General features: G+C 63.8%; 23 protein-coding genes and 3 pseudogenes. 19 read left to right on the forward strand and 7 right to left on the reverse strand.

The window, feature by feature from the left end; genetic code table 11:
- Nucleotides 1–3 precede the first annotated feature (3 nt).
- From MNAB215_RS12125 to MNAB215_RS12145, 5 genes are read left to right on the forward strand one after another with little or no spacing between them, the layout of a single operon-like run.
- Complete coding sequence (locus MNAB215_RS12125; RefSeq protein WP_077079080.1) at nt 4–810, forward strand: SDR family oxidoreductase; 807 nt, start codon at nt 4–6, stop codon at nt 808–810.
- Entirely contained in the window at nt 807–2,243 is a 1,437-nt protein-coding gene (locus MNAB215_RS12130; protein WP_077079081.1) for an aldehyde dehydrogenase family protein, read from the forward strand. The genes MNAB215_RS12125 and MNAB215_RS12130 overlap by 4 nt, the downstream gene beginning before the upstream one ends.
- Nucleotides 2,244–2,261: 18 nt before the next feature.
- Entirely contained in the window at nt 2,262–3,428 is a 1,167-nt protein-coding gene (locus tag MNAB215_RS12135) for an acyl-CoA dehydrogenase family protein (protein ID WP_077079082.1), read from the forward strand.
- A 33-nt stretch (nt 3,429–3,461) separates the two neighbouring features.
- On the forward strand, nt 3,462–5,102 hold the full coding sequence (locus MNAB215_RS12140; protein WP_077079083.1) for a GMC family oxidoreductase: 1,641 nt from the start codon (nt 3,462–3,464) through the stop codon (nt 5,100–5,102).
- Complete coding sequence (locus tag MNAB215_RS12145) at nt 5,089–6,705, forward strand: AMP-binding protein (RefSeq protein ID WP_077079084.1); 1,617 nt, start codon at nt 5,089–5,091, stop codon at nt 6,703–6,705. The genes MNAB215_RS12140 and MNAB215_RS12145 overlap by 14 nt, the downstream gene beginning before the upstream one ends.
- Before the next feature lie 69 nt (nt 6,706–6,774).
- Here MNAB215_RS12145 and MNAB215_RS12150 read toward each other — a convergent pair.
- The 3 genes and pseudogenes from MNAB215_RS12150 to MNAB215_RS12160 form a co-directional block, all read right to left on the reverse strand.
- A pseudogene (locus tag MNAB215_RS12150) lies at nt 6,775–7,536 on the reverse strand (3-hydroxyacyl-CoA dehydrogenase).
- 154 nt (nt 7,537–7,690) lie between these two features.
- Nucleotides 7,691–8,980 (reverse strand): NAD(P)/FAD-dependent oxidoreductase, encoded by a 1,290-nt coding sequence (locus tag MNAB215_RS12155; RefSeq protein ID WP_077079085.1) that lies wholly within the window; start codon nt 8,978–8,980, stop codon nt 7,691–7,693.
- Nucleotides 8,980–9,303 carry a 2Fe-2S iron-sulfur cluster-binding protein gene (locus MNAB215_RS12160; RefSeq protein WP_077079086.1) on the reverse strand — a complete coding sequence of 108 codons (324 nt, stop codon included), beginning with the start codon at nt 9,301–9,303 and terminating at the stop codon, nt 8,980–8,982. Before MNAB215_RS12160 ends, MNAB215_RS12155 begins: the two co-directional genes overlap by 1 nt.
- A 318-nt stretch (nt 9,304–9,621) precedes the next feature.
- Between MNAB215_RS12160 and MNAB215_RS12165 the strand changes: the two genes are divergently transcribed.
- The 11 genes from MNAB215_RS12165 (at nt 9,622) to MNAB215_RS12215 (ending at nt 20,176) form a co-directional block, all read left to right on the forward strand.
- Nucleotides 9,622–10,860 carry a cytochrome P450 gene (locus MNAB215_RS12165; protein WP_077079087.1) on the forward strand — a complete coding sequence of 413 codons (1,239 nt, stop codon included), beginning with the start codon at nt 9,622–9,624 and terminating at the stop codon, nt 10,858–10,860.
- A 23-nt stretch (nt 10,861–10,883) separates the two neighbouring features.
- Nucleotides 10,884–11,756, forward strand: a complete 873-nt coding sequence (locus tag MNAB215_RS12170; RefSeq protein ID WP_245830277.1) for an SDR family NAD(P)-dependent oxidoreductase — start codon at nt 10,884–10,886, stop codon at nt 11,754–11,756.
- Nucleotides 11,756–12,922 (forward strand): thiolase domain-containing protein, encoded by a 1,167-nt coding sequence (locus MNAB215_RS12175; protein WP_077079089.1) that lies wholly within the window; start codon nt 11,756–11,758, stop codon nt 12,920–12,922. Before MNAB215_RS12170 ends, MNAB215_RS12175 begins: the two co-directional genes overlap by 1 nt.
- The gene (locus tag MNAB215_RS12180; protein ID WP_077079090.1) at nt 12,919–13,341 is read left to right on the forward strand and encodes a Zn-ribbon domain-containing OB-fold protein; all 423 of its coding nucleotides are present in this window, start codon (nt 12,919–12,921) and stop codon (nt 13,339–13,341) included. The genes MNAB215_RS12175 and MNAB215_RS12180 overlap by 4 nt, the downstream gene beginning before the upstream one ends.
- On the forward strand, nt 13,341–13,790 hold the full coding sequence (locus MNAB215_RS12185; protein ID WP_077079091.1) for an FAS1-like dehydratase domain-containing protein: 450 nt from the start codon (nt 13,341–13,343) through the stop codon (nt 13,788–13,790). The genes MNAB215_RS12180 and MNAB215_RS12185 overlap by 1 nt, the downstream gene beginning before the upstream one ends.
- Nucleotides 13,787–14,212: a MaoC family dehydratase gene (locus MNAB215_RS12190; protein ID WP_077079092.1), complete on the forward strand. Its 426-nt coding sequence runs from the start codon at nt 13,787–13,789 to the stop codon at nt 14,210–14,212. Before MNAB215_RS12185 ends, MNAB215_RS12190 begins: the two co-directional genes overlap by 4 nt.
- 18 nt (nt 14,213–14,230) lie before the next feature.
- Complete coding sequence (locus MNAB215_RS12195; RefSeq protein WP_165691569.1) at nt 14,231–14,659, forward strand: nuclear transport factor 2 family protein; 429 nt, start codon at nt 14,231–14,233, stop codon at nt 14,657–14,659.
- Entirely contained in the window at nt 14,656–15,912 is a 1,257-nt protein-coding gene (locus tag MNAB215_RS12200) for an acetyl-CoA hydrolase/transferase family protein (RefSeq protein ID WP_077079094.1), read from the forward strand. The genes MNAB215_RS12195 and MNAB215_RS12200 overlap by 4 nt, the downstream gene beginning before the upstream one ends.
- Entirely contained in the window at nt 15,909–16,394 is a 486-nt protein-coding gene (locus MNAB215_RS12205) for a MaoC family dehydratase (protein WP_077079095.1), read from the forward strand. Before MNAB215_RS12200 ends, MNAB215_RS12205 begins: the two co-directional genes overlap by 4 nt.
- 28 nt (nt 16,395–16,422) lie before the next feature.
- Nucleotides 16,423–17,997 (forward strand): aldehyde dehydrogenase family protein, encoded by a 1,575-nt coding sequence (locus tag MNAB215_RS12210; RefSeq protein WP_077079096.1) that lies wholly within the window; start codon nt 16,423–16,425, stop codon nt 17,995–17,997.
- A gap of 247 nt (nt 17,998–18,244) precedes the next feature.
- A complete protein-coding gene (locus MNAB215_RS12215; protein WP_342743201.1) occupies nt 18,245–20,176 on the forward strand; it encodes a flavin-containing monooxygenase in 1,932 nt (643 codons plus the stop codon).
- 120 nt (nt 20,177–20,296) lie between these two features.
- Here the strand turns inward: MNAB215_RS12215 and MNAB215_RS12220 are convergent.
- From MNAB215_RS12220 to MNAB215_RS12230, 3 genes and pseudogenes are all read right to left on the reverse strand, one after another.
- Nucleotides 20,297–20,913: pseudogene (locus MNAB215_RS12220) on the reverse strand (3-oxoacid CoA-transferase subunit B).
- 60 nt (nt 20,914–20,973) lie between these two features.
- Nucleotides 20,974–21,713 (reverse strand): annotated as a pseudogene (locus tag MNAB215_RS12225) (CoA transferase subunit A); the annotation flags it as partial.
- Nucleotides 21,714–21,789: 76 nt separating this feature from the next.
- Nucleotides 21,790–22,530 carry a hypothetical protein gene (locus MNAB215_RS12230; RefSeq protein WP_077079098.1) on the reverse strand — a complete coding sequence of 247 codons (741 nt, stop codon included), beginning with the start codon at nt 22,528–22,530 and terminating at the stop codon, nt 21,790–21,792.
- Between the two features lie 647 nt (nt 22,531–23,177).
- Between MNAB215_RS12230 and MNAB215_RS12235 the strand changes: the two genes are divergently transcribed.
- On the forward strand, nt 23,178–23,552 hold the full coding sequence (locus MNAB215_RS12235) for a DUF732 domain-containing protein (RefSeq protein WP_077079099.1): 375 nt from the start codon (nt 23,178–23,180) through the stop codon (nt 23,550–23,552).
- Nucleotides 23,553–23,816: 264 nt separating this feature from the next.
- On the opposite strand, the gene MNAB215_RS12240 is transcribed toward MNAB215_RS12235, so the two are convergent.
- The gene (locus tag MNAB215_RS12240) at nt 23,817–24,122 is read right to left on the reverse strand and encodes a hypothetical protein (protein WP_077079100.1); all 306 of its coding nucleotides are present in this window, start codon (nt 24,120–24,122) and stop codon (nt 23,817–23,819) included.
- A gap of 858 nt (nt 24,123–24,980) precedes the next feature.
- Here MNAB215_RS12240 and MNAB215_RS12245 point away from each other — a divergent pair.
- Together MNAB215_RS12245 and MNAB215_RS12250 are read left to right on the forward strand one after the other, a co-directional pair.
- Nucleotides 24,981–25,868, forward strand: coding sequence for an MlaE family ABC transporter permease (locus tag MNAB215_RS12245; RefSeq protein ID WP_083746105.1), 888 nt, complete (start codon nt 24,981–24,983; stop codon nt 25,866–25,868).
- Between the two features lie 92 nt (nt 25,869–25,960).
- Nucleotides 25,961–26,740: an MlaE family ABC transporter permease gene (locus MNAB215_RS12250; RefSeq protein WP_108637756.1), complete on the forward strand. Its 780-nt coding sequence runs from the start codon at nt 25,961–25,963 to the stop codon at nt 26,738–26,740.
- The last annotated feature ends 5 nt before the right edge of the window (nt 26,741–26,745 follow it).

Consider the following 26,745-nt stretch of genomic DNA (forward strand, 5'->3'; position numbering starts at 1 on the left):
CCGGTGGAGCCCGCAGGCAAAGTCATCGTTGTCACCGGCGGCGCCGCTGGCATGGGGGAAGCCATGTGCCGGCGGTTCGCCGCCCTGGGCGCCTCGGTCGTTGTCGCCGACATCGACGCGCCGCGCACCGTGGTCGTCGCCGAGGACATCGGCACGCTCGGCGTTGTCACCGACGTCGCCGAGGAAGCCCAGGTCATCCATCTGGTCGACGCCACCCTGGCGGAATTCGGACGTATCGACGCATTCGTGTCCAACGCCGGGGTGCTCTGGGGTGGGCCGCACGACGGCATCACAGCGCTGCATGAGCGGGGAAACCCGTGGGCCTCCAACCAGGCGTGGCAGCGGGTATGGGATGTCAATGTCATGCCCCAGGTCTACGCAGCCCGGGCCGTGCTGCCGCACATGCTCGAACGCGGCTCGGGATACCTGATCCAAAACGCGTCCGCAGCAGGCTTGCTCACCGCGCTCGGCAACGCCCCCTACGCCACCAGCAAGCACGCCGTGCTCGGGCTCACCGAATGGCTGTCGATTCACTACGGCGACAAAGGGATTCGGGTGTCCTGCATCGTCGCCGAGGGGGTCCGCACCGCGATGCTGCGCGGCGCCCAGGGGGAATGGTTCGCGGTCGCCGGCGCGATCGAACCCGACGAAGCGGCCAACTGCATCGTCGACGGCATGAACAAAGAACAGTTCTTGATCCTCACTCATCCGTTGGTGGAGAAGTACTTTCGCGGCAAGGCCGCCGACTACGACGAATGGATATCCAAAATGCGCAAACTGCACGCCAAAACCCCAGGACTGAAATCATGAGCAGCTACGACCGGCGGCACGTTTACATCGACGGCGGCTGGAGAGCCTCCGCCGGCGAAGTCATCGAGGTCGACTCGGCCATCACCGGTGAGATCATCGGCACGATTCCCGACGGCACGGTCGATGACGTCGCGGCGGCCGTGGCCGCCGCGCGCGCGGCGTTCCCGGGCTGGTCACAGACACCGATAGACGTCCGACTCGACTTTCTGGCGCGGCTGTCCAAAAAGCTCGACGAGCGCGCCGACGAACTCACCCAGCTAATTACTACCGAGGTGGGTACCCCGCTGCGGGTGTCCACGGCGGTGCAAGTGGGTCAGCCGCGTCGCGTTCTCGACAGCTACCGCGAACTGATGGCGGACTTTCCGTTGGAGGAGCAGATCGGCGACTCGCTGGTGCTGCGCGAACCTATCGGTGTCGTCGCGGCGATTACGGCATGGAATTTTCCCCTGCAGCAGGTGATCGGCAAAGTGGGCGGCGCGCTGGCGACCGGCTGCACCGTGGTACTCAAGCCGTCCGAAGTGGCGCCGCTGAGCGCCTTCCTCGTCGCCGACATGATCGACGAGATCGGTCTTCCGCCAGGCGTGTTCAACCTCGTGTCCGGCACCGGCGCAGTGGTCGGCGAAGCCTTGGTCGCCCACCCCGGCGTCGACATGATCACCTTCACCGGTTCGACAGCGGCTGGCCGACGGATCGGCGAGGTAGCGGCCCGCACGGTCAAACGGGTGGCCCTCGAGCTGGGCGGCAAGTCGGCCAACGTCATTCTCGATGACGCCGACCTGGCGCGGGCGGTCAAGGTCGGGGTGGCCAATTGCTTCACCAACACCGGCCAGGTGTGCACCGCTTGGACGCGGATGGTGGTTCCTCGGGAGCGCCTCGCCGAGGTGGACGACCTCGTGCGCGCCCGCCTAGCGACCTACACCCTTGGTGATCCGCTTGATCCGGCCACCACCATGGGACCCCTCGCGACGTCGGTGCAGCGCCAAAAGGTCTGGGACTATGTCAACCTCGGGATCAGCGAGGGCGCGTCACTCATTTACGGCGGCACCCAACCGCCGACCGGTGTGCCGCCCGGCTACTTTGTCACACCCACCGCGTTCTCCAACGTCCGCCACGACATGCGGATTGCCCGCGAGGAGATCTTCGGGCCGGTGTTGTCGATCCTGCCCTACGACACCGAGGACGAAGCCGTCGCTGTCGCCAACGACAGCCAGTACGGACTGGCGGGCGCCGTATGGTCGGCCGACCACGACCGCGCACTGCGTGTCGCGAAGCGGTTGCGCACCGGCGCGGTCGACATCAACGGCTCGTTCTTCAACATGCTCGCGCCGTTCGGCGGCTACAAGCAGTCCGGCAACGGCCGCGAGCTGGGCCACCACGGCCTGGCGGAGTTCTACGAGCTCAAAGCGGTCCAGCAAGCGCCGGCGGGCTCATGACCGGAAAGGCATGTACGGGTGGATTTCTCGGACGACACTGACCTGACCCTGATTCGCGAAGGCGTACGGGCCATCTGCACGAAGTTCGATGACGAGTATTGGGCCGAACGCGACAGCCGCCACGAGTTTCCGTGGGATTTCTACCGGGCGCTGGCTGAGGGCGGCTGGATCGGCATCGCGATACCCGAAGCCTACGGCGGCAGCGGCCGCGGGCTGCTGGAGGCCTCAGTCATCCTGCAGGAGGTCGCTGCGTCCGGCGCGGCGATGAACGGATGCAGCGCCATCCACCTGTCGATCTTCGGGATGCATCCGCTCATCCTGCACGGCTCGGAGGACATCAAGCAGCGTTACCTTCCCCGGGTCGCCTCCGGTGAGTTGCATGTGGCGTTTGGTGTGACCGAACCCGACGCGGGTACCGAGACGCTGGCGATCAAGACCCGGGCTGTCCGCGACGGCGACTCGTATGTCGTTCGGGGCCAAAAGGTCTGGACCTCCAAAGCTCAGGACGCCGACCGGGTGCTGTTGCTGGCGCGCACCACAGCGGTCGAGGAGTGCGCGCGTCGCACCGACGGGCTGACGCTGTTCATGGTCGACCTGCACGATCCCGCCGTCACCATCACTCCCATCGCCAAGGCGGGCCGCAACGCGGTGTCCTCATGCGAGACGGTCTATGACGACGTGGTGGTACCGGCAGCCGACCGCGTCGGGGAGCAAGACAAGGGTTTCTACTATCTTCTCGATGGGCTCAACGCCGAACGGGTGCTGATCGCGTCGGAGGCCATCGGTACCGGTCAGGCCGCACTGCGCCGCGCGGTCGGCTACGCCAACCAGCGGGTGGTGTACGGCCGACCTATCGGCCAGAATCAGGGCGTCGCGTTTCCGCTGGCTGAGGCCTACGCCCGGCTCGAAGCCGCCGAGCTGATCACCCGGCGTGCCGGCTGGATGCTCGACCGCGGCGTGCCCAGCGGACCTGAGGCGAACATGGCCAAGTTGTTGGCCGCCGACGCCGGCTTCCAGGCCGCCGACACGGCCATGCAGACCCACGGCGGGTTCGGCTACGCCGAGGAATATCACATCGCGCGGTACTGGCGCGAAGCGCGGCTGATGAAGATCGCACCGATTCCCCAGGAGCTGATCTTGGCCTATATCAGTCAGCACGTCCTCGGCCTGCCCAAGAGCTACTAGGCCTCAGCGAATTCACGGAAGGAATGCCGACAGGTGACAAAGAGCGCTGAAACCTTCGACTATGTCGTCGTTGGGGGAGGCTCGTCGGGGTCGGCGGTGGCGGCCCTGCTGGGCGCAGCGGGTGCGGATGTACTGCTGCTGGAAGCCGGCGTCAGTGATCGGCGCATCGACGTGCGGATCCCGGCTGCGGTGGGCATCGCTTACCAGAAAGTCAACTGGAAATACCCTGCCGAGCCCGACCTGTCGCGCACCGGCAATCCCGAAGCCTGGATGGCCGGCAAGGTGATGGGCGGTGGCGGCTCGATCAATTCGTGCGTATTCGTCCGCGGAAACCGGGCCGATTACGACGGCTGGGCCAAGCAGGGATGCACGGGCTGGGATTACGACTCGGTGTTGCCCGCGTTCAAACGCATGGAGACTTGGGAAGGCGGTCCCAGCGAGCTGCGCGGTGGTTTAGGTCCGATCTCGGTGAATGTGCAGACCAACCACGGTCAGGCCAACACGGCATATCTGAACGCTTGTCTGCAGGCGGGCTACCCGTCCAACCCGGACTACAACGGGACCTATCAGGATGGCGTCGGACTTACTCAGGTGAACCATCGCCGCGGCACTCGCTCCCAAGCATCGCGCGAGTACCTGCGCCGCGTCGCACCCCGGGGCCGGGTCACCGTGCGCACCCACAGCTACGTGTACCGCATCCTGTTGGAGCGAGGCGCGGCAGTCGGAGTGCAGTATCGGCACAAAGGAACGGTGCGGGACGCGACTGCCCGCGAGGAAGTGGTGATCAGCGCCGGCGCGATTGGCTCGCCGCGCCTGCTGCAGCTGTCTGGGATCGGGCCTCGCGCAGCGCTGTCGGATGCCGGGGTGCAGACGGTACTGGACCTGCCGGGGGTGGGCCAGAACCTGCACGACCACCCCTACCTGATGCAACGCTGGCGGGCGACGATTCCCACCATCAACAAGATGCGCATCGGCACCGCTGTGAAAGGACTGGTCGATTACGTGCGCAACGGCAGCGGCCTGCTGGCCATGACGATGGTCCAGGTCCAATGCATGGGCCGCACCGATCCCACCTTGGAGACGCCCGACCTGCAGCTGCAGTTCGTTCCATTTGCAATCACCCGGGCCGTCGACGAGGACGGGATGTTCAACGTGCAGCAGGCCAAGGAGCAGGGCTTCCTGTCGTCGTCCACTTTCCTGCGGCCCCGCACCCGCGGTTCGATCACGCTGCGCGACTCAGCGCCGGACTCGATGCCCCGCATCTCCTATCAATTCCTGGCCGATCCCGACGACCTGCGCGACTGTCTGCGCGGGCTGCGTGCAGTGCAGCACGTGATGGCCCAGCCGGCGATGGCAGCGATCACCGACGGGCAGCTCGAACCCGAGGCGAACTGCTCCACCGACGCCGACTGGGAGCATTACGTGCGCGGCGCGGTGACACCGTCCTATCACCCGGTGGGGACCTGCAAAATGGGCATCGACGACCTCGCAGTGGTCGATCCTGAATTGCGGGTGCACGGCATCGCCGACCTGCGCGTCGCCGACGCCAGCATCATGCCCACCATCACCACCGGCAACACCAATGCCCCGTCGATGATGATCGGGGAACGGGCGGCCGAGCTGATCCTCGGCGCACGGCACAACCCGACTGGAGTGACCAATGGCTCGCGATGATCAGCGACCCGGCCTGACCCTCGGCGGTTGGCTGCGCGAGGAAGCTGCGCTGGACCCCGGCCGGCCTTTCATCCAATGCGATAGCGACTGGGTCACGCTCGGCGGCCTGGACCAGCAATCTGATCGCGTCGCGGCGGGACTGCAGGCGACGGGCGTGCGCAAGGGCGACCGGGTCGCGATCAATCTCAGCAACCGCCTCGAATACATCGTGCTCATCTACGCGATTGCCAAAGTCGGGGCCATTCAGGTGCCACTCAACACCTACCTGCGTGGGGACTTCCTGCGCCACCAGCTCGTCCAGACCACGGCCAAGGTCTACATCGGCGACAGCGCGGCGATGGAAATGCTGTCGCCGGTCCTCGCGAACCTCACCGATCGGCCTGAGCTGGTTCTGGTAGGAGAGCCCGCGCAGGACGCGACATTGCAGCCTGACCTGCGCTACGCGTGGTTGCAGGACTTCTCTGGGGATCTCGCCGAGCCCGACATCGACCCCACCGATGTGTGCGCGATCATCTACACGTCGGGCACCACCGGGCCGTCGAAGGGCTGCACCATCACCCACGGCTACTACTGCAACCTGATCAACGTATTCGTCGACAATGGTTGGTACGAGAAGGGTGACGTCATCTTCGGCGCCAACCCGTTGTTCCACTTCAGCGGTCAAACCTGGTTGGTCGCCGCGGCATTGGCGGTTCGCGGATCCGCCATCGTGGAGCCAGCATTTCATGCCAGTACCTACATGGCACGCATTCGCGAGACCGGTGCCACCGCCGCACTGGGCATGGGGGCGATGGGGATGGCGATCATGGCGCAGCCGCCCAACGACGACGACTGCAACCACAAGCTGCGCCACATCACCTTCATGCCTTCAACCGCGGAATTCAACGAGCAGTTCGAGAAGCGTTTCGGCATCGCCCCCTATGCCGAAGTCTTCGGGCAGTCGGAATGTTGGCCCGGGCTCCTCGGCGATCCGCGCGACAACCGCCATCCCGGCAGCATGGGCAAGCTGACCAGAGGGCTACAGGTGAAGATCGTTGACGATCACGACCGCGAGGTCGCGGTGGGGGAGTCCGGCGAGATTGTGGTGCGGCCCGATGAACCGTTCCGCCTGTTCTCCGGGTATTGGAACGACGACGCCGCAACCGTGCAGGCGTTCCGGAACCTCTGGCATCACACCGGTGACCGCGGCCGCGTCGATCACGAGGGATACTTCTGGTTCGCTGACCGCAAGAAGGATTCGTTGCGCCGACGCGGTGAGAACGTGTCCTCCATTGAATTGGAGCAGGCCATCATGGCGCACCCCTCGATCGCCCAGGCGGCCGTGCACGCTGTTCCCTCCGACCTCGGCGAGGACGACGTCAAGGTCTGTCTGGTATTGGCCCCGGGAAGCGACATTGAGCCGCAGGAACTATTCGAGTTCTTTCGAAAGTCGATGCCCTACTACGCAATCCCGCGCTACGTAGAGCTGCTCGAATCGTTGCCAGCCAACGTCAACGGCCGGGTGCAAAAGTACAAGCTACGCGAACGCGGGATCACCACGACCACCCTCGACTTCGAGAAGCTCGGTCTGGTGGTGGCCCGCAACGATCGCCGTAAAGCCTGAACACGCGCACCCCGAGCCACGTGGGCGCGGGGGCGCTGTCGCAGACCACAGATTGGCGCATGCCCAGAACTATCGAGGTGCCATGCGGATCGCGCCGTCGAGGCGGATCGTCTCGCCGTTGAGCATTGGGTTCTCAACAAAGTGGCGGGCTAATGCGGCGAATTCGCGGGGTTCGCCGAGCCGAGGTGGGTGTGGTACCTGCGCGCCGAGGGCGGCTATGGCTTCTCCGGAAAGGGTCGCGAACGCGGGAGTGTGGAACAGACCTGGGGCGATGGTCACGACACGAATCTGCAAGCTGGCAAGGTCGCGCGCGATCGGCAGGGTCATTCCAACGATGCCACTTTTAGAGGCGGAATAAGCAGCTTGGCCGATCTAGCCGTCGAAGGCGGCGACGGAAGCGGTGTTGATGATGACGCCGCGCTCCTCGCCGACCGGTTGGTTGCTCGATATCCGTTCGGCCGCAAGTCGGATCACATTGAAGGTGCCGATCAGGTTGATGTTGACAACTTTGGCGAAGTCGACTAGCGGGAAAGGCCCATGTTTGCCCACCGTCTTGATGCCGTTGCCTATCCCGGCGCAGTTCACCACAATCCGCAACGGGCGCAGGTGGGCTGCCTCGCTAAGGGCGGCGGCTACCTCCGACTCGCTCCTGACGTCAGCGGCGGCGAACACGACGTTTTCTCCCAGCTCCTTTGCGAGGACCTGGCCGGTCGACGAAGGCAGGTCGAGGATGATCACTTTGGCGCCTTGGTCGTGCAGCTCGCGTGCGGTCGCCAGGCCTAGACCTGAGGCACCCCCCGTCACCAACGCGACGCCGTCCCGGATGTCCATATGAAGAGCTCCTTAATACTCGCGAGTCGGACTGTCCTGTCACCGAACCTGGCTCGATCGCGGTCAGCCCGCCCAAGTCGACAACTTTGAGGCTGCAGTCGCCCATTCGTTTGCCACTTCTAACGAACGCTAAATAGCCGTCATGGTTTAGATCTCACCCGGCCGCCCGCGGGGAGGTTGCGCGATGGGCGGGGACGACAGGATCGCCGATGCTGTGGGCTGCGATGTGGGCGCGCAGGTCGAAATCGGGGTCCCGGGCCTGTTCGGGGGTCAGACAATTGCCGAGGGCAAGCAGTTTTCGCGCCGCCATGTGGTCGCCGGGGCGGTTGAGCGACTCCACGCTGCGCAGCACGCCGTCGTGGAAGCAGAAAACTGAAAAGCGCCCGCTGTCAACGTCACCGCGCAGTACCGCATGGCTGGATTGCACGCCCAGACCGGCGATCTGAAGCTTAAGGTCGCCCTGATCGCTCCAGAACCACGGCACGCTGTCGTAGAGTTCGGGTCGTCCGACGAGTCGGGCAGCTAGCGCGCGTGGCTGCGCTGTGGCGTTGTGTACCGACTCCAGCCGCACCCGGGTTCCGCCGGCGAACCTGTTCGGGCACGACGTGCAGTCGCCGACCGCGGAGATCTGCGCGTCGTCGGTGGCCAGGTATTCGTCGACAACGATCCCGTTGTCGACCCGAAGGCCGGCATCCTCGGCGAGGTTGGTGTTGGGTGCCGCTCCGATGCCGACGAGCACCATGTCGGCGGGGAACTCGCGGCCGTCTGTCGTCGTCACAGCGCTGACCCGACCTGCTGTGCCGGTTAAGCCGGTCACGCTCGTGCCGAGTTCAACACGCAACCCGCGGGCCCTGTGGGCGTCGAGGACGAAGCCGGCCATTTGGGCAGACAGCACCCGTCCCATTAGCTGATCGGCGATTTCGACGACGACGGCATCCAGGCCGAGCTTGACCGCGGTCGCGGCGACCTCCAGCCCGATGAAGCCACCGCCCACGACGACGAGACGTCGGGCACGGGCTAACCGCTCGCGGATGTCATCCGCCTCAGCGAGGTTTCGCAGCCCGACGACGCCGTCGAGTTCGTTGCCGTCCAGCGGCAAGGTCCGGTTGCGGGCACCAAGTGCGAGTACCAAATGGTCGTAGTCGAGGATCTCGCCGCCGGCCAGCTCAACGCGATTGTTAGGACGGTCGATCCGGTTGACTCGTTTGGACAGGCGCAATTCGATCTCGTGATGGTCGTAGAACGTCCACGGGTGCAGCCACAGGTTGTCCCGTGCGGCCGCCCCGGTGAGGTGGCCTTTGGACAACGGTGGTCGCTGATAGGGCAGATGGGGTTCGTCGCCGACGAGCACCACACGGCCCTCGAAACCCAGCTCGCGCAGGGAGGCGGCCGTGCGGGAACCGGCCTGCCCTGCGCCGGCGATAACGATGGTGGGAGTCGACATCAGTACTGGGTCGGCGGCAATCGCACCACCAGACCATCCAGCTCGGGTCCGGCGGTGATTTGACAGCTGAGCCTGGAGTTGGGCTGGCGCGGAGAGGCGGTGTAATCGAGCATTTCCTCCTCGTCAGTGCTGGGCGTACTGAGGCGGCCGAGGTCGTCCGGGTCGACGTAGACATGACAGGTGGCACACGCCAGGGTGCCGCCGCATTCGGCGACGATCTCGGAAATGTCGTTGGCCAGGGCCGCCTGCATGACCGAGGTTCCCTCGGTCACCTCCACGATGACCTGTTCACCGTCGGGTCGCACGTAGGTCACTTTCGCCACGCTGCGCTCCTCCCGCCACTTTGCTCCGTTGAGTCTAAACCATAACCGAATATCCCGCATCAACCGCGATCTGAGCGTCGGCGTCGCGCACGTTCGAGGAGCCACTGAGGGTGGGTATATCCTGGCAAAACGGCCCCTAAGTGTGACGTCCTTGACATTACAGGGGCCGCAAGATAGAAACATCGTAGTTCTAATACGACGCAGGATTTAGCTCTAATGCGACGCAGAATTCTATTCGGGAACCGGCGCCGGGCCAGTTGTGGGGGATGGGTCGAATGCCCACGCAAGTGGCCAGTGAATTGAGACAGGAGCTCTACCATGAATGATCACGACATCGCGGGGTCGGCGTCGGTGGATACGTCCCCCCGTGGGGTCGACTTCAATCCGCTCGACCCTGAGCTGGCTGACGACTTCTGGCCGCGCATCAACGGGTTGCGCGAGACGTGTCCGGTTGCGCGCAGCACAGCGCACTGGAGCGCCGAGAATACGGGATTCTGGGTGCTCAACGCGTATCAGGACGTCATGGACGCGGCGGTTAACTGGAACACCTACAGCAGCGCCGACGGCGCGACGCCGGTCCAATTCGACCTCAACATCTTGCGCATGGTGCCACTGGAGACCGACCCACCCCTGCATCGCGGTGTGCGCCGAGCGCTGAACCCGTTCTTCACCCCCGAGGCGCTGACCGCGGCCGAGCCCAGCATCCGCGCGACCGTCGACGGCCTGATCGACACATGCGTCAAACACAGTCCCGTCGATTTTGTTGCGGCCTTCACCTCCCAGCTCCCGCCCATCGTGTTCTTTGAGACCTTCCTGGACCAGAAGGCCTCCGACATCGGCTGGGTGCTGGAGGTCCTCGACGTGTTGCTGACCCAACCCGAAAAGGCGCTGGAAGCGGCGCCCAAGCTGTTCGTCTTCTGCGCTGAATTGCTGCAGGCACGCCGCGCCGAAGGCCGCACCGACGACCTCGCGGGAGTGATCGCGCACCTGGGCACGGGCGAATTCGACGACGGACTCGAGCTCGATGACCGGGTCCGGATGGAGACGCTGAACATGACCATCATGGCCGGCATGGAGACCACGATGGGTGGGCTGGCGAGTATCGCGCGAATCCTGGGAACCGACAATGCGTTGCGCGAGAGCCTGCGCGACGTTGAGACCAAGGTGCTCGACAAACACGTCGAGGAGTTCCTGCGTTTCGAGACGCCGGTTCCGACGGCTGGTCGCACGCTAACCGCCGATACCGAGCTGCGCGGCTGCCCGATGAAGCAGGGCGATCGAGTCCTGCTCAACTGGGCGGCGGCTAATCACGACCCCGACAAGTTCCCCGACCCCGAAGCGCTGAACTTCGAGCGCCCCAACGGCTCGGCGCACCTCGCGTTCGGCGCCGGCATCCACCGCTGCCTGGGAAACCATCTGGCCCGCCGAGAGATCAGGGCCGCAATCCGCGCAATCAGCGAGTTGCATGTCTTCGAACTCGAACCCGGTTACGACGTCAAGTACCGGCCGTCCTTCGCCCGGGGTCCCGTCGCCCTGCCGATCCGTTTGGAGCGCTGATCATGGGAAGTTTGGACGGGCGCGTGGCGATCGTGACCGGAGGGGGGCGCGGGATCGGTGGCGCGGTGGTGAAACTGTTCGCCGCCGAAGGGGCCACGGTTGTCATCAACGATATCGGCGCCTCGCTCAGCGGGCTGGAGATGGACGAAAGTCCGGCCGCTGCACTTGCTTCCGAGATTGAAGCAGCGGGCGGTACCGCGGTGGCGGACGGGGCCGACATCTCGGATCACAATGCCGCCAAAGAGCTCGTCGACTGGACCATCGAGCGCTATGGCAAACTCGACGTACTGGTCAATGTGGCTGGCATTCTGCGCGACAAGATGATCTTCAATATGTCCGAGGAGGAGTGGGACGCCGTCGTCCGAGTCCATCTCAAGGGCCATTTCAACACGATCAAGCCGGCCGCTGCGCACTGGCGCAAGGTGGGTGATCCGAACGCCCAGAACAGGATCATCAACTACACCTCACGGGCCGGACTGCATGGCGCGCCCGCACAGCCGAACTACTCAGCGGCCAAGATGGGCATCGTCGGGCTGACCTACTCGTGCGCGGTGGCACTCAAAAAGTACGGCGTGACCACCAACGCGGTCTCGCCCGCCGCGGCTACCCGGATGACAGCCACGTTCAAGGATGCCGCCGCCTACAGCTCAGGTGCCGATGAGTTGTCCCCGGACAGTATCGCCCCGATTGCGGCCTATCTCGCCTCTGAACAGTCCGGCTGGTGCAACGGGCGCGTGATCCACGCCCGTGGCTACGAGGTGTCGCTGTACAGCGATCCGCAGCCGCTGGTCACAGCGAAATCGGATGGACCCTGGGACCTAGGGCAACTCGCGAAAGAGGTGGAGTCGCAGTTCCGGCCGATCACCGATGCGGCCCCGCCCAATCCATTCGTCTGATGTCAATCAGAGGGAAGGCGTTCATCGCCGGGGCCTACGAGCATCCCGGGCGGAAGCTGCCGGATACATCGATTCCGCAGATCCACGCGGAGGTGGCACTGGGCGCACTCGCTGACGCCGGCCTCAGTCTGGCCGATGTGGACGCCTACTACTGCGGCGCTGACGCCCCGGGCCTGGGCGGGCTGGCCATGGCCGACTACCTCGGACTTCGCCTCCGGCACATGGACAGTACTGACATGGGCGGATCGGTATATATGTCGCACGTCGGCCACGCGGCCGCAGCAATCGCCGCGGGCAAGTGCCAGGTCGCGTTGATCACCCTTGGTGGGCGGCCCCGAACAACGTCACTGCGGGCCCCTGGACAGCTGATGGGCGAACCGCCTGAGAAGGCCTTCGAGCCGATTTTCGGCGCGAACGTGAGTGCCTTGTACGCCCTCGCCGCCCACCGGCACATGTACTCCTACGGCACGACCAGCGAACAGTTGGCCGAAATCAAGGTCGCCGCTTCGGTACACGCGCAGTACAACGTCAACGCGATGTTGCCGAATGTGGTCACCGTAGAGGATGTCGTCAATTCGCCGATGGTGTCGACACCCCTGCACCGGCTGGACTGCTGTGTGGTGACCGATGGCGGAGGCGCACTGGTTGTGGTCGCCGAGGACATCGCCGCCGCACTGGACCGCGACTGCGTCAAGATCCTGGGCCACGGTGAGGCCGTCGAACACACCCGCGGCGGCTGGCAGGACATCACCGTGACCGGCGGCGTGCGCTCGGGTGCCGACGCATTCGCCGAGGCCGGCGTCCGTCCCACGGACATCGACTATGTGGGCCTGTACGACTCGTTCACCATCACTGTCCTACTGGCGCTGGAGGATCTCGGCTTCTGCGCAAAGGGCGATGGCGGCAAGTTCGTCCTCGACGGCGCCCTGCACTCGCCGCACGGTCGGCTGCCGTTCAACACCGATGGTGGCTCGCTGTGCAACAACCACCCGGCCAACCGGGGCGGAATGACCAAGATCATCGAGGCGGTGCGCCAACTGCGCGGCGAGGCGCACCCGGCGGTGCAGGTTCGCGACTGCGCTCTGGCGCTCGCGCATGGAACCGGAGGCTGGTTGTCCACCCGGATGGGAAATGCGACCGTGATCCTGGGTCGAGGCGACGCATGAGCGACCGCGAACTGCCGACACCGGCGCCCGACATCCAGCCCGAGACTGCGGCGTTCTGGGCGGCGACCCTGGACGGAACGTTACTGCTGCAGCGGTGCTCGGACTGCGGTCAGGCGTTGTACTACCCGCGCTATCTGTGCGCTGACTGCCACAGTACCAATCTGATCAATTTCGTGGCCACGGGTCGGGGCGCGATCTACAGCTACACCATTACCACTCGCGGAATCCTTGAGTACGCCGACGCCGGGTCCTATGTGCTAGCGATGGTGGAGTTGGACGAAGGCCCCAAGATGATCACCAACATCGTCGACTGTGATCCCGCGAACCTGGCGATCGGCCAGCGGGTCGAGGTGGTCTTCTGCGACACCGGCGGAGGCGGCGCGCTGCCCCGTTTCCGCCCGGCGGACCCGGGGCTGTGATGGGCAGTTATGCGTTCGACATCGAACCGGGTCATGTCCTGGCATTTGCTCGCGCTGTCGGTGACGAGCAACTCGCGCAAGGCGTTCCTGTACCCGGGACGCCGGTGCCGGTGACGTTCCCCGCCGCGGCAGTGCAATTCGATCCGACGCATATGCGCGGGCTGCGTCCGTCCGGGGCACTTGCTGCTGGCAGCTCAACGGCCGGCGGCAGCGTCTTGCACGCCGAGCAGGAGTTCGAATACTTCGCCCCCCTACATATCGGCGACAGCCTCACCGTCACCGAGTACGACGGTGCGAGTTGGCGTAAACAGAGCCGCCGCGCGGGCGCCCTGACCTTTCGCGAGATCGTCAGGGACTACCACGATGCCGCAGGCGCCCTGGTGCTGCGCTCACGCATGGTGTTGGTGGACACCGAGGTCGCCGTCTCCGGCCCCGGTGGTGGGACGTGAACAGTCAGACGAGCCGCGCCGACGACGAGTTCACCGTCGGCGCCAGCCGCGAATGCACCGTCATCGCCGACGTGACTCGCACCCAGATCGTGCAGTTCGCCGGCGCGTCGGGCGACTACAGCCCCCTGCACACCGACGAGCCGCGCGCGCTGGGCGCCGGCTACCCCAGCGTGATGGCACACGGAATGCTCGCGATGGGCGCCGCGGAAAGGCTCCTGGCTGAGTGGGTGGGCCGAGAGCGGCTGATGCGCTACCGGGTTCGCTTCGTCAGCCCCGTGTGGCCCGGGGACTCGCTCTACGCGATCGTGACCGTGCTCGACGTGCGCGGCAACCCGCAGAGCAGCTACGTCGACCTCGATGTCCGCACCATCAACCAGCACGGTGTCACTGTCCTGTCGGGCAGCGCCACGGCACGCATCTGACTCATGGGAAAGGAACCGATGGCTGAGCATCCCAACGCGCTCGTGGTGCGTCGCCTGATGGCGGCGCTATCGGAGCAAAACCGCGCCGAGATCGAAGCCGTCCTCGACGAGGACTGCATCTGGCGGGTGCCCGGCGCCAACGTGCTCTCCGGCGTCTACGAAGGCCGCCGGGCGATCTTGTCGCTGTTCGGCAAAATGAAGCGGATCTTCACCGGGCCGGCGCGATTCGACGTCATTGACATCACCACCAGCCCTGGATATGCCGCCGCCTACCAATACGGCATCGTTGAAGTCGGCGGCGCGACGGTACGGCTCCGTGAGTGCCTGGTGTACCGAATCAAGGACGGACGCGTTGTCGAAGTCGACGAATTCCAGTCCGACGAACGGGCATTCGACAAAGCGTTCTCCGAGTCGGCTGTCGAGGCCGCGACTGCCCGCCCGCAATGAGCGGCGTCACCGCTCCCACGATGGACCCGGTCGCCGCACTTGCGCTGGCCGGCGACGGTGCCCACCTGGTCGCCGCGCCGGGTTGCGGCGCCCCCACCACCTTGCTGCACGCGGTGAACAAGGAAGCCGCGGGCCGCAGGTGGACTCTGAGCTCTGGTCTGCTGCTCGGCGACTATCCCTTCCTCGACGCCATCCGCGCGGGGGACCTTCGCTACCGGACCTGGCATGTCATGGCACCGGTCGCTGGCTTGGTGGCCGAGGGACTAGCCGCATTCCTACCGGCTCGCGCGTCGCGGATCGCGGCGCTGCTGCAAGCGTGGGGCGTGGACGTGGCGCTGGTGCGGGTGACTCCGCCGGATCGGCACGGCTACCGCTCGCTGGGCCCGTCCGCCGGCTACAGCCTCGACGCGCTGCGGTTGGCCCGGGTGCGCATCGGCGAGGTCGATCCCGACCTGCCGTGGACATTCGGCAACACCACGGTGCACGACTCGATTTTCGATGCGCTCATCGACACCGCCGATGAGGCACCACAGTACGGCTCGGCCAAGCCCAGCACGGTCAGCAACAGGATTGCCGAGCACATCGTGGATCTGTTACCCCGAAGTCCGACGCTGCAGATCGGGATCGGCTCCATCCCGGAGGCCGTGGTGAACGCGCTGTCCGACGCCGACCTCGGCGAGGTGCGGTTCACCGGGATGGCCACCGACGAGATGGTCGAACTGTTCGAACGCGGCGTTATTCCCGCCGACGGCGACGCCCCGGCAATCCTCTCCCCGGAATTGATGGGCACCAAGCGACTGATGCGTTTCGCCGACCGCAACCCGGCCCTGGCCGTCTATCCGTCTTCTAGGGCCCACAACGCCGCTGTCTTGGGCCGCACGCCTCGGCTGGTGTCGATCAATACCGCCATCGAAGTCGACGTCAGCGGCCAGGTCAACAGCGAGGTGCTGCGGGGGCGGCAGATATCCGGTGTAGGTGGCAGCCTCGACTTCGTCGACGCCGCAAGTCGATCAGCCGGAGGTTTGCGCGTGGTCGCGCTGCCCTCGGCGACCCCCGACGGTTCGCGCTCCCGGATCGTGTCTTCGATCGCCACGGTCACCGTTCCGCGGTCAATGGTCGACGCCGTGGTGACCGAGTACGGCGTCGCTCGCCTGGATGGTCGCAGTGTGGCCGAGCGTCAACAGGCGCTGATTGCGATCGCCCATCCCGAGCACCGGGCAGCGCTGGCATCTGCGGCGGACGCAACGCCATGACCGTCCATCACCGACGGGGCAAAAACTTCGACGAACTGGTTCCCGGCGACATCTATGTGCACCGTCCCGGCCGCACAGTGACCGAGGCCGACAATGTTCTCTTCACCACGCTCACCATGAACACTCAAAGCCTGCACTTGGACGCGGCGTTCGCCCAGAGTCAAGAATTCGGCCAGCGTCTGATCAACAGCTTGTTCACCATGTCGACGGTGGTGGGCCTCAGCGTCGCCGACCTCACCGAAGGAACCACGGTCGCCAACCTCGGCTTCGCCGAAATCCGTTTTCCCGCACCGGTCTTCATCGGTGACACGCTGACAGCCGAAACCGAGGTCATCGACAAACGTTTGTCTGCCTCGCGACCGGGGCAGGGTGTGGTGACGTTTGAGCACCGCGGCCGCAACCAGCGCGGGGAGACTGTGTGCACCGCACGGCGGGCTGCGCTGGTGCTGTGCGCCAGCCCGGCGGCCGCCAGCAGCGGCTAGCCCACGCGTCTACAACAGAGGAGTGAAAATGGCCGCAACAGAAGCCGCTCACCGGTCCGAAGACGCCGGGATCGCCGGCCACAGCGGCGCCCTCATCGAGGTCCGCTGCCCCGCCGACGGGCGGGTGGTCGGGCATGTCCCCGATCTAGGACCCGCAGGAGTGGTTGCCGCGGCCGCGCAACTGCGCGCCGCGCAGCCGGCGTGGGAGGAGCTCGGCCCGACCGGGCGGGCAACCCACATGCGCAATTTCCTTGATTGGATCCTGGACAACGAAAACCGTCTCGTTGGCATCATGCAGGAGGAAACCGGCAAGTCGTGGGGTGACGCCGCGTTGGAAATCTCGATGGCGGTGGATCTGATCAACTACTACAGCGGACACGCCGCAGAGTTTCTCGCCGACCGCAAGGTCGCCAGCTGGGGAGCCAGCGGGGTTACCAAGAAGCTGCGGGTCTTTGCCCGCCCCTATCAGCTGGTGGGGATGATCACCCCGTGGAACGGCCCGCTGGGCGGTCCGATGCTCGATGGTGTGGCGGCGTTGATGGCCGGGGCGGCAGTGCTTTTCAAGCCGTCGGAATTCACCCCGCTGACGTGGGCGGAGGCCAGCAGAGGCTGGCTACTGGACATCGGCGCGCCCCCGGTCCTCGCCAACGTGACTGGTGGTCCCGAAACCGGTGCCGCTGTGGTTGAGGAAGTTGACATGATCATGTTCACCGGCTCGACTCGCACGGGCCGCCGAATTGCCGCGCGTGCCGGTGAGCGACTGATCCCCTGCAGCCTGGAACTGGGCGGCAAGGATCCGATGATCGTCTTGTCCGACGCCGACATCGACCGTGCCGCCGGCGCCGCGGCGTGGGGCGCCATGTGGAATTCCGGTCAGATCTGCATCTCGGTGGAACGCGCCTACATCGAAGCTGCTGTCTACGACGAGTTCGTCGCGAAGGTGACCGACAAGGTGAGGAACCTTCGCCAGGGTATGGATCCGGACGGCAGCTTCAGCACCGACGTCGGGGCGATGTGCACACCGGCTCAACTGGACATCGTCGAAAGCCATGTCAACGATGCCGTAGCCAGGGGAGCGCGGGTGCTAACCGGCGGCAAGCGCGACCAGCACGGGCAGTTCTTCGAACCCACCGTGCTGGTCGACGTGGACCACAGCATGGCGTGCATGCGCGAAGAGACCTTCGGTCCGACACTACCGATCATGAAGGTCGCCGACGAAGACGAGGCCGTCCGGCTGGCCAACGACTCGCGTTACGGGCTGAGCGCTAGCGTGTGGACCCGCGACTCGCAACGTGCCGACCGGATCGCCCGCCAGCTGGAGGCGGGCGCGGTCAACCAGAACAACGTCATGATGAGCACATTCCAGCTTCCCGTTCCGATGAGCGGCTGGAAGGAATCCGGTGTGGGCAGCCGCTCCGGCGGGGCCGCCGGCATGCTCAAGTTCTGCCGGCAACAGTCGGTGGTCTCTGAGCGGATCTCCTTGGGTTCCGAGCCGCACTGGTACCCGTATGCGCCCAAGAAGAACAAATTTCAGGCCCGGCTGGTGCGCCTGCTCGGCGCCCACGACTGGCGCCGACGTTTGGGACGCTCGCCGCGGGGCTGAGCCGAGGGTCTGCCGCCGTACCCGGGCGTCGCCTCAAAGTCCCTTGGGCCGATTGTAGGGAATTTTTCTGCGTCAGATTCGCCTCAGGGCAGGGCCGGTTGTGAGTTAAACCACCAGGACAAAGGCGTACATTCTCCCAATGCTGTTGTGCTTCGCGTGTAAATCAGCAATAATATCTAACATAGTTTAGAACTCCTGAGCCCGTCGATCTGGCCCAGGCATCCCGAGGAGAAGGCGTGCCATGTCGATGACCAAGCCGGATCGGCCGATCGACGAAGCACGCCTCGAGCAGGCCCTGCGCGTCGCCAATATGCCCACCCTGACGATGGTGCTGTTTCAGCTGACCGGGGATCAGCGTTGGCTTAACGATCCCTATCGGCCGGAACGCAGCTCGGGTCTGGGTCCCAACGACTCGGGCGGCTTCCCCGACGAGGTCGCCGAGGAGATCCGCCGGTGCGCGGCGTCGGCGATTATGACCTGGTCACGCGGCAGGACCGCGGCGGTTCCGATACCGGACCCCGAGCTGCTGCGCCGCATGCTCAGCATCTGCATGGCCGAGGAAATACCCGCCGAATATGAACGAGTGATGCGCGAGGAGATGGGGTTGGTTCCGCCAGAGCCGCCCGAGCCGTTGCACACCAACGAGTTTCGCGTGGTGATCATCGGTGCGGGAATATCGGGGATCATCGCTGCAGTGCTGCTGCGCGAACTGGGCGTGCCGTTCGTCATCCTCGAGCGCAATCAGGAGGTCGGCGGCGTCTGGCTCACCAACACTTACCCCGGCGCCGGCGTGGACACCCCCAGCTACCTCTACTCGTTCTCGTTCTTTCCGCGACACTGGTCGACGCACTTCGGTAAGCGCGACGAGATGGTGGCCTACTTGGCCGACGCGGTCGACCACTTTGATCTGCGCCGCCACATCATCTTCGGCACCGAAGTCGACAGCGCGGCGTACGACGAAGCCACGCAGACATGGACGGTCTCATCCCGCGACAGCGATGGGTCACCGTGTGCGGTGACTGCCAACGTCGTCATCAGTGCTGTCGGACTGTTCAATAAGCCGAAGATCCCCGACATTGCCGGCATGGACCGCTTCGTTGGCCCGATGTTTCACACGGCGCACTGGCCCGAGGACCTCGACGTCACCGGGAGGCGCGTGGCCGTGATTGGGACCGGGGCCAGCGCGATGCAGGTGGTTCCGGCCATTGCGGACAAAGCCGCGCAGGTGACGGTCTTCCAGCGCTCCCCGCAATGGGTCGGGCCGTGCGCCGAATATTTCGCACCGATACCCGAGGATGTGCACTTTCTGATGGACCGTGTGCCCTACTACCAGGCCTGGTACCGGTTCCGGCTGGCATGGGTTTTCAACGATCGGGTTCATCCGTCGTTGCAGATCGACCCGCGATGGAGCGATCCGGCCCGCTCGCTTAATGCCGTCAACGACGGTCATCGCCGCTACTTCACCCGCTACCTCGTCAGCCAGCTTGAGGAGAGGCCCGATCTGATCGAGAAGTGCCTTCCGGACTACCCGCCGTTCGGCAAGCGGATGCTGCTCGATAACGGCTGGTTCGCGGCGCTCAAGCGCGACAATGTGCGGCTAGTCACCGAGGAAGTCCGCAGCATCACCGAGCGTGGCGTCCTCAGCAGCGCCGGCGACGAGGTCGAGGCCGACGTGGTGGTGTTCTCCACCGGCTTCGAGACGACGCGCTACCTGCAGCCGATCGAGTTCGTCGGACGAGGTGGGAAGCGGTTACGGGACATCTGGGGTGACGATGATGCCACCGCCTATCTCGGCATCACCGTGCCGGGGTTTCCGAACCTGTTTTTGATGTACGGGCCCAACACGAATTCCGGCGCCGGCGGATCGTACTTTTTCATCGGTGAGTCGCAGGGTCGCTACATCGTCGATGTGATCACCAAAATGGTCCGCAGCGGCATCGGCGCGGTGGAATGTCGCACCGAGGCGCATGACGGATGGGTGGCGCAAGTCGACGAAGCGCATTCGACGATGGTGTGGAGCCATCCCGGGATGACGACCTACTACCGCAACAAGCGCGGACGGGTGGTTAACAATTCGCCCTACCGCGTCGTTGACTACTGGTTGATGACCCACGACGCGGACTTAGCGGACTTCACCACCGAGTCGGCGCTGCGCCCCCAAATGGAGGCAAGACGATAAGCCGATGATTGGGCACCCACATCGGCCAAGCCGAGATCGCTTTGCGCTGTACAGCATCTCAACCGCCCCAGCGGTTTCAGTTCCCACCGTCGCGGTCATCGACACGCTCCGATCAGTTCCCTAGTCATTAAAGACCAGCGTGGTGCCGGTTAGCGCACGGACCTGGGCAACAGTTACCCCCGGCACTAGTTCGCGAACCGTCAGGCTCTCCTGGGGGTCGACATCAAAAACCCCCAGGTTGGTGATGATGCGGTTGACGACTGCCTTGCCGGTCAACGGAAATGTGCATCGCTCCACGATTTTGGCCGCACCGTCACGGTCGGTGTGTTCCATCACCACGATGACGCGCCGGGCGCCGTGGACCAGGTCCATCGCGCCGCCCATGCCCTTGACCATTTTGCCCGGCACCATCCAGTTCGCCAGGTCGCCGGTGCGTGAGACCTGCATGCCGCCGAGGACGGCGGTATCGATGTGGGCACCGCGGATCATGCCGAACGACACCGCCGAATCGAAATACGCGGCACCAGGTTGGCCGTTACGGTCTCTTTGCCGGCGTTGATGAGGTCGGGGTCGACGAGTTCGTCGCTGGGGTAGGGGCTGGTGCCCAGGATGCCGTTCTCCGAATGCAGCACCACCTCGACGCCACGGGGCAGATAGTCCGGAATCAACGTCGGCAACCCGATCCCGAGGTTGACATATTCACCGTCGCGCAGCTCGGCTGCCGCTCGTGCGGCCATTTGGCGCCGACTCCAACCCGCCGGCGCTGAAGGCTCGGCGGGGGGAACGAGGCCGCTGCGCACGGTGCGCTTTTCGATACGTTTGTCCACAGTGGGGACGTGCACGACGCGTTGGACGAAGACCCCGGGCAGGTGAACATGCGACGGATCGAGCTCGCCGGGCTGGACAAGCCGTTCGACTTCGGCGATGGTGACACGTCCCGCCATGGCGGCCAGCGGATTGAAGTTCATCGCGGTCTTGCCGAAGATGAGATTGCCTTGGGTATCACCGATTTCGGCGTGTACCAGTGCATAATCTGCGATGATCGCACGCTCTAATACGTAGCGTTGGCCGTCGATGACGCGGATTTCTTTGGGGGGAGACGCAAGCGCCACCGAGCCATCGAGATGGTGGCGCCACGGCAGCCCGCCCTCGCAGACCAGGGTCTCGACGCCGGCGCGGGTGAAGAACGCGGGGATACCGACACCGCCTGCGCGTAGCCGTTCGGCCAGCGTGCCCTGCGGGGCCAGCTCGACTTCCAGTTCTCCCGATAGGTACTGCCGCGCGAACTCCTTGTTCTCACCCACATAGGACGCGGTAATGCGACGAATCTGATTGGCTGCCAGCAGAATTCCCAATCCCCAGTCGTCGACTCCGCAGTTGTTGGAGAAGACTTCCAGGTCGCCACGCCTCGATCAGCCAGCCTGTTGATCAGCTCTGCTGGAATACCGCACAGGCCGAACCCGCCTACTGCCAGCGAGGCGCCCTGTTCGATATCGGCAACTGCTTCGGCGGCCGAGGGGAAGACTTTGCCGCTGATGTTGGCCTCCGGTTGTCGTTGGGGACATGTGGGTGGGTTGCGGTTGTCACCTGGTTTAGCGAAACGCGCTCTCAGGTCAAGTGGTGCGCCGGATGCCCAAAGGAGGCAACGCTGTTGGCGCATTGGCGCTATCGACCGGTCTCGCTTCGGCTCCATGGTCGGGTAGTTGCGTACCGATGGCGCGCAAGGTGACCACGACTGTGACGACGATCCAGGCGAAGAAGGCCACCAGCGACAGCCACCAAGAGAACAGACCGTTCCAGGCGAGCGGGCCTTCCTTGAAGAACACGTCCAGACTTGCCGGGCAATACAGCAGCGCTGTCCAGAGACAAAAGTAGCCGTACCACCGTGGGTACACGGGCTGGGTCCGCTGATCAGCAAGCACTGCGACACCGATGACGAGGTTTTGAACGAAGATCGCGTAGATGATTCCAGTGAAAGGAAGCCAGCCCATGTCGTTAAGCGTCTGGATCGCCTCTTGCGCTCGGTCGGGCCGGTATGCCGCCACTTGGAAGTAGTAGAGCGCGGGGAAGAACGCGACAGGAAGGGTGCAGCCGATGCCGAGTTGGGCATAGGTGAGCGGTGTGTGCTCGCCTTCGATCCGCTTGAGCTGCACCGAGATCGAGGCAGTGAAGGGAACGAAGAACACCAGCGCGTACATGCTGAGGATCATTCCGGTGCGGATGACGTTGGCGTTGTCGCGGTAGAACGACGCGACGTCGGCTGCGGGTCGGGCCGGAGCCGGGGGTGGTATGTACCCGGCAATCAGCCCGAAGCCGAGGAAGAACAAACTGGCGAATAGGGCACCGCTCCACACACATGCACGCTGCGACCATGTATTAAGCACGCAAATCTTCGCCTTCCAGCTCATGTGGCAGGCATATTCTAGTTAGAATTTGAATGGGGTGGCAAGTGTCTCGAAGCTGCCGGCCTTGGTCGGCCCGCCCAGCCATTTGAGCGGATAGACCGCGCGACGCTTCGCGCGGTCTATCCGCTCAGAGCCAATACGGAGCCCTCGGGTTCACGCCGGCGGGGACGTGGACGCATCACGCCAGGTCGTCTCGCTAGTCTTCCAGGGCTGCGACCGGGCGATGATCTGTTCCAAGTCGTGGGATTCCAACCGAAAATCGTGTTCCCTTACTAGCCCGAAGCCACCGCGCCGGTCGTCGCTGAAGGGGATCGCAGGGGAAACTTGGAATCCAATCCCTTCCGGGCAGATTGACCCTAATTTTCGTTAGGTTATGATTTGATTCGACCTGCCATTTGGCCGGAAGGAGCTGTGAACACCGATGATCGGCTTCGGCGTGGATTTGCCGCGGGGCGCGCGACGCGTGGCTGGCAGCCTTCAAGAGTTCCCGGGCACCGGACCGAACTGCCACAACTCCCTTTTAGGTACATTTTCTTGAGTCTCCATGTGCGAGAAGCGATTTAGTCTGAGGTGGCGATGCAGCAAAGGAGCACCTGATGGTGATGCGCAGACGCGATGCAAGTGTTTTCGGCACGGCCCTGGCCGTGGGGACATTGGTGTTGACTGGCATGGTCACTGCTGCCCCGTCCCGAGCTGACACCGAGTCCTATCTCAACAAATTGCACAACGCCGGAATCAACCTCCCCCGCGGGGACAACGAAATGAAGGAGTGGGGCTGGGAGGTCTGCGCACTGCTTGCAAGCGGCGTCAAGCCAGACAAGGTGAGGGACCAGGCGGTGTATAACTCCGGTTCCCGCCCACAGTATGGAATGACCGTCGAGCAGGCTAATGATTTCGTGGAGTTCGCCGCGACAGATCTGTGCCCGTTTCCTGATGGTAGATACACCAGCGGTGGGCGGGAACTACCCTGAGATTCCCGGGTTTTCTCCTGAGACTTTCGAATTACTACTCTCGCAGCGATGCGACACAGGCCAGTTCGTAGTCACGGATGATGTAAGGGGTCGGCCCGATCTGGGGTACGCCGCAGCCAAAAATTGTGCGGCAATGAGGATGCGGCGGAGCCTGGTGACCACGTCTTCGAGGGTGGGTTTGGTGTTCTGGTCGTATCAGGTTTCGGCGGCGTCGTGATCGACATCGCCACAGTGCCAACCCGATACGACTTTCAGTCGCCGCAGTCAGTCGCCCGCCAGGACCAAGGCAGCCAACACATACCCTCCATGCAAGCCCTGAGGATTCTCTAATACGTTGACGCCGTATTTCGTGTACGTGCAATCCGGGATTGCTTGCCAGCCGTGCACGATCACACCGTGGGTTGCCTTGGCTTCGATATCTGCGTAGCCCGGAATCAGCTTCGCCTTGCCGGCTTTGTAGCCCAGATCACGCAACACCGGCATCGGATCTTCAAAGGGTTCAAACCTTGCGGTGTGTTCGATATAAGACTGTGTTTCGCCGTTTGCGCGCTGGGCTACGTCGTTGAGCACGCGGTCCGATTGCAATGGTGGGCATCCCCCGCGAGCGGCGTCTACCTGCGACCTCAAATCTGCTGTTGCATCAGCAGTCGATGCGGGAGCTAGGGATACAGCCAGGACTGCAGTAATCATCGTGCTCGAGAGGAATGCCTTCACTTGCGCCCCAACTGCCGTCGGCCGAACGACTGCCCGCCAGCCCGATTCGCGCACCTCCCGAACCCAGAGCCGTCCAATTCGAATCGCGCTGCCGTCTGGCAGCTGAGCCGGGAGTCCGCCTGATCTGATGGGGCCGCGGTGAGGAGGTGTGGTCAGGCATTTCCTCCTCGTCCGCAGTGAGGCGGCCGCCATCGTCTCCGCATGTACGTACGTCACCTTCACCACGCTCGTGTCCAGCTCCTGTCGTGCGACTGTCTATCGAGTCTAAATAAGAACAGATTTTTGTCCATGCGCTACTACAACTCGAGCGGTTGGCGACTTGGCGCGCCAGCCCGGCGCAGCGGCTTTCCTGGGGAAATATGTCCTAAGGTGTGACGCACTTGACATCGTAAGGGATGAGAGATAGAAACAGCGTGCTTCTAATCAGACGCAGAATTAGGTAGGAACCTGGGGGGCGACCCGGTTCCGGGGCGGAGGGGCCAGTGCCCATGCGCATGGCGGGTGACTACAGACACCACGCGGGGCCACATGGTGGAGGTCCATCGTGACTGGTCACTACATCGCCGCGCCGGAGCCGGTTGATACGGCGCCTGCTCGGCGAACTGGACGTCGGTCGAGTTCGGCCGAGAGGAATCCGGCGCCCAGCGGACAACGCGGCGGGGTAGTGCTTCATGGTGACCATGCGCGCGGGGCTTGGTTGAGTAGGAAGGCCTGATGACAAGCACGCAAAGTCGTCCGGTGCCGGGATTGGTGGCGGTAGACCCCGGGCTGCCACGGAAGAGGATTTCGCGAAGCTGGACGATTCCACTGAAGCGAATCGGGACGATTCCGCTGAAGAGTGCAGCAACTATCGGCCGAGGTGTGATGTTGGCCGCGGCGGTCGTACGTTACTCCGTGACCGATGCGATAACTTTACGTTTGCCGTTTGGTGAAATGATCGCCCAGGCATGGACGCTCTACAAGGTTACGGCTCTACCAGCCGTCCTGATGGCCGTTCCGTTCGGTGGAATGATAGCCGTGGATGCTTCGGGCTTGATCAACCAAGTCGGGGCCAACTCACTTGTCGGGGCCGCGAGCGCCGTCGGTGTCGTCCGTCAGGGCGCCCCGCTCACCGCGGGGCTACTGATGGGCGGCGCCGCGGCGGCCGCGATCGCATCCGATCTCGGCGCGCGGGCGATACGTGAGGAACTCGACGCGCTTCGCGTAATCGGAGTCGACCCGGTTCGTAATTTAATCGTGCCTCGTTTTCTAGCGTTGATCTTATTAGCCCCCATCTTGTCGATGGTCATCATCGCCTCGGCAGTAACAGCGTCGTTTATCCTCGCAATTACCGTTAGTAAGGTGACAAGCGGGAGCTTCTGGGCATCCTTCGGCGCATTTGCCAAGATGGTAGATGTCTGGTTTGCAATCGGCAAGGTCACCGTGTTCGCGGCGATCGTTGGAATCGTCTCATCGCTTAGAGGTATAGAGGCAAAGGGTGGGCCACGTGGTGTCGCGGATGCGGTGAATGCAGCCGTCGTGATCAACGTGGTCGGCATCGTTATCGCAAACCTGGTGATAACGCAATTGCAGACGATGTTCTTTCCGATGCAGGTCGCATAATGGGTGCTCGCACTTCAATCCGCACTGGGGCGCCTACCCCGTATTTCCACAGGTGGCAGCGACTTACTCGCGCCGTCGAGGCGCAGTTCGGAATGCTGGGACAGTGGATATTGTTCACCGCGCAAGTTATTTATCTCCTTCCGCTGACGATCCGCCAGTATCGCAAGGAAACGCTGGCAAGAATGAACAGTCTGGCCTGGGGCCGCGGTTCCTTAGTTGTAGACGGTGGCCTGATCAGCGTCCTGATCATTCTCGGTATTGCGATCGGCGCTTCGATAGCGATCGAAGCATTCGCGATTTTGAACCTACTCGGATTCGGGGCGCTGTCGGGGATTATCGGTGGTCTATGGAACGTGCGTGAGATGTCGCCCCTCATAGCGGGCATCGCGTTTGCGGCGCAGACCGGTACCCGCATGACGGCAGAGCTAGGTTCGATGCGGATCGCTGAGGAGATCGACGCCATCGAAGCAATGGGACTGAGGCCAATACCATATGTTGTGGGGACGCGCCTCGTTGGCGGAATGTTGATCGTAATACCGGGCATTCTGTTTACGTTACTGGTGAGCTTCTCCGTTTCGAACGCCATGATCAAGGGTGCTTACAATCAGCCCGGCGGCACTTACGACCACTATTTTGTTCAGTTCTTGTCGCCTACTGATCTCGCTTATTCGACCTTGAAAGCTGTTATCTTTTGCGCCGCGGTAACGGTAATCCATTGCTATTACGGTTATTTCGCGTCGGGCGGTCCAGTCGGTGTCGGCCTAGCGTCTGGACGTGCCGTGCGGGTGAGCTTAGTGGCCATTATGGTGCTGGACTTCATTCTGACTGTAGCCCTGTGGGGACTTGAGCCGACATTCGTGTTTAAAGGGTAGAAGGT

The sequence above is a fragment of the Mycobacterium numidiamassiliense genome, from assembly GCF_900157365.1.
In the GTDB taxonomy this organism is placed as follows: domain Bacteria; phylum Actinomycetota; class Actinomycetes; order Mycobacteriales; family Mycobacteriaceae; genus Mycobacterium; species Mycobacterium numidiamassiliense.